Origin of the sequence: Methylobacterium sp. J-070, assembly GCF_022829385.1 — a bacterium.
GTDB lineage: Bacteria > Pseudomonadota > Alphaproteobacteria > Rhizobiales > Beijerinckiaceae > Methylobacterium.
The window spans coordinates 1-2,489 of record NZ_JAKSXX010000052.1 but is presented as its reverse complement, the minus strand read 5'-3'; the positions used below and the strand labels follow the sequence as shown (position 1 = coordinate 2,489).

Below are 2,489 nucleotides of genomic sequence, written 5' to 3'. Positions count from 1 at the left end.
GTCTGGGCGGAACGGCCCCCAGGCGTCGCGGGCGGGGATCACTGGCCGAACTCCCACCACGGCACCCCTTCAGGCTGGCCGGGCTTCTCGCGGTGGGTTAGGTGGCCGAACGAGATCTCCGTGGCCGTGATCGCGCGGACTGAGCCGTTTACCGGCAGGACCAGACCACCGCAGGCATCGACCCGGACTATCCCCGCCTCGCGGTGAACCCCGAAGAGACGCGAGGCCGTCCAGCCCAGCGCCTCCGCCTGCGCGCCGAACGTGTCGAGGAAGCGCAGGGCTCGTCTAAGAACGGCGACCCATTCGTCGTCTCGGTAGCCGGGGCAAGCCGGGCGCTCGGCCGAGAGCCGTGAAAGGCCGGTGCGCCACTCTCGCAGCCCGTCCCCCGAAACTCTAGCCACTTCGATTTCGGATTTTTCTGTTACGGCACAACCACTTGCAAAAACTCTAGCAGTTCTAGCCACTCTAGCCGGGGGGCACGGTGCGGATATGGGCGGCCCCGCCTCCGACCCCTCTCCCCTCGCGTAAGTATATGATTTTATTATATTTTCTTTTCTTTCTTCTTCTTCTTCGCGTGTACGCGCGGAGGGAACATGTGCGCGGGCCCGGCTGGGGTGGCTAGAGTTGCTAGAGTTGGAAAAATAGTCGCTAAGTATATGATTTTGTTCAATAATATCTCTCGCCGAGGGCGGCGAGACTTCTGGCGAGAGTTTTGGCGAGACCTCCGATTTGCCTTTGCGGCGGATCTCCTCCAGCGCCTTGAACGGGTCGAAGAGCGGCAGGTCGGACATGCTCAAGCCTCCCTCAGCACGCGGTAGGTTTGGCGGTATGTCTTGCCGTCGATCTCCTGCTTGCCCGCAAGCTCCAGCCAGCCGAACCGCACCAATGCCTCGACGCGCGCGTCCACGGTCTTCGCGTCGGTCCTGAGATGCCTGGGCGCCTTCTGCTGGATCAGGGTCGGCGATATTAGCTTGCCGACGCCCCAGCCCGCCGGGTCGGCCAACCACTTCGCGAGATCGTTTTGCGCGCGGGTCTCTGGGTCGAGGATCGCGTGCCCGGTCAGGCGCAACGCCTCCCGCAAGTAGAACATCCCGATCGCGCAGGCCGCGGCCATCGTCTCGGCCGAGATCAACGCATCGAGGTAGGAAGCGGCCCCAGTGATCCGGCTCGGGCGCGCCACGTCCGGCGCCTCGAACAGGGTCAGCACCCCTGCGATGCGCGCCACGTTCTCGGCGATCTTGCCCGCTGCCGACGACACCGGGCGCCACATCTTGCCCGGCCCGTTCTCGTCCTCGATCGACTGACCGAACTGTCGGAACAGGGTCCAGGCGTCCGGCGTCAGACCCAGCACGGGCGGAGCCAGCTCGTTCCGCGTGCCCTCGCGGATCGGCAAGCCTGCGTCGAGGCAGCGACGGCACTGATCCTGGAACGCGAGCAGCCTGCGGTCTTCGCTCGGGTTGGTAGCCCGAAACTGTCTGAGGCCGATCGTGCTCTCGGGCATCATCACCAAGAACCGACCGACGATGCCCTGATCGTTGGCCAATTCGTCGCCCATGAAGGTTGACGCCACTCGCGGCTGGGCAGCGAGGCTGATCCCGACCCGGCGGCCGACGAAGGTCTGAGCCTCGGCGGCGCGCACCCGCTGTGCCGAGCCGTTGTCCCAAATCCTCGACAGGCCCGTGACGGTGCGGGTGCGGGCATCGGGGCCCATCCCGTGCCCACCCAAGAACGACCCACCTTCTGACGTGAAGATGCCGACGCTGGCCCGGCCGACCCGTAGCAGGTTGATGAGCCCTTCGAGGTTCGGCTCCTCCGCGCGGATGATAGGCGTGACCGGCGCCACCGGCTCCCCGGCCAGCGGAGCCGCCTCGTCGGCCTCCTCCAACGCCAGGGGATGGTCGATGGCGAGGATCGGTGGGCGAGCTGCAGGATCTGTTCGCGGACCTGCGCGGGGCCGTGCGCCAGGAACGCGTGATCAGCGCCGCCGTGGTCGGCATGGAGCCGGGCGAGCGCGGCGATGCCTTCCTGATCCTCGGCGAGCGCCACGCGACCGCCGGTGAGCCGCTGCGGCTGAAGGCGCGGCTACGGGCCGGCGGGTCGGCCTCGGCGGAGACCCTGCTGAACCGTGAGGTGGTGGTCCAGATCCGGACCGGCCTGCGCTACGGCTTCGGTCGTGACCCCCGCGTCCGGGCCGAGATCGTCGAGGTCTTGGAGGTCGCTGCTGAGCCGATCGAGGCGATCCTCCGTCGCGATGAGACGCTCCGGCAGATCCGGGCCGACCGGCTGCCGCACGGGCCCTCGACCTGGCACGAACCGCAGGACCTGCGTCGCGTGGTGATGATCGCCTCCGAGCGCGGCGACGCCTTCGGTGACGTCCAACGCGTGCTCTCCCCCTTCGTGCAGGGTGGTGCGTTGGATATCATCTTCGTGCCCGCGATCTTCGAGGGTCCGTCTGCGGAGCGCTCCCTGACCGAGGCCTGCGTCAAGGC

Annotated in this window: 2 protein-coding genes and 1 pseudogene; 1 reads left to right on the top strand and 2 read right to left on the bottom strand. The window is 67.1% G+C overall.

The genetic code is table 11. The features are described 5' to 3' along the window. Window positions 1–38: 38 nt before the first annotated feature. Together MKL01_RS02980 and MKL01_RS02975 are read right to left on the bottom strand one after the other, a co-directional pair. On the bottom strand, window positions 39–791 hold the full coding sequence (locus MKL01_RS02980; protein WP_243903748.1) for a hypothetical protein: 753 nt from the start codon (window positions 789–791) through the stop codon (window positions 39–41). Window positions 792–793: 2 nt separating this feature from the next. Further along, window positions 794–1,885: a DUF3987 domain-containing protein gene (locus MKL01_RS02975; RefSeq protein ID WP_243903747.1), complete on the bottom strand. Its 1,092-nt coding sequence runs from the start codon at window positions 1,883–1,885 to the stop codon at window positions 794–796. A gap of 29 nt (window positions 1,886–1,914) precedes the next feature. Between MKL01_RS02975 and MKL01_RS02970 the strand changes: the two are divergent. Continuing rightward, window positions 1,915–2,489: pseudogene (locus MKL01_RS02970) on the top strand (exonuclease VII large subunit); the annotation flags it as partial.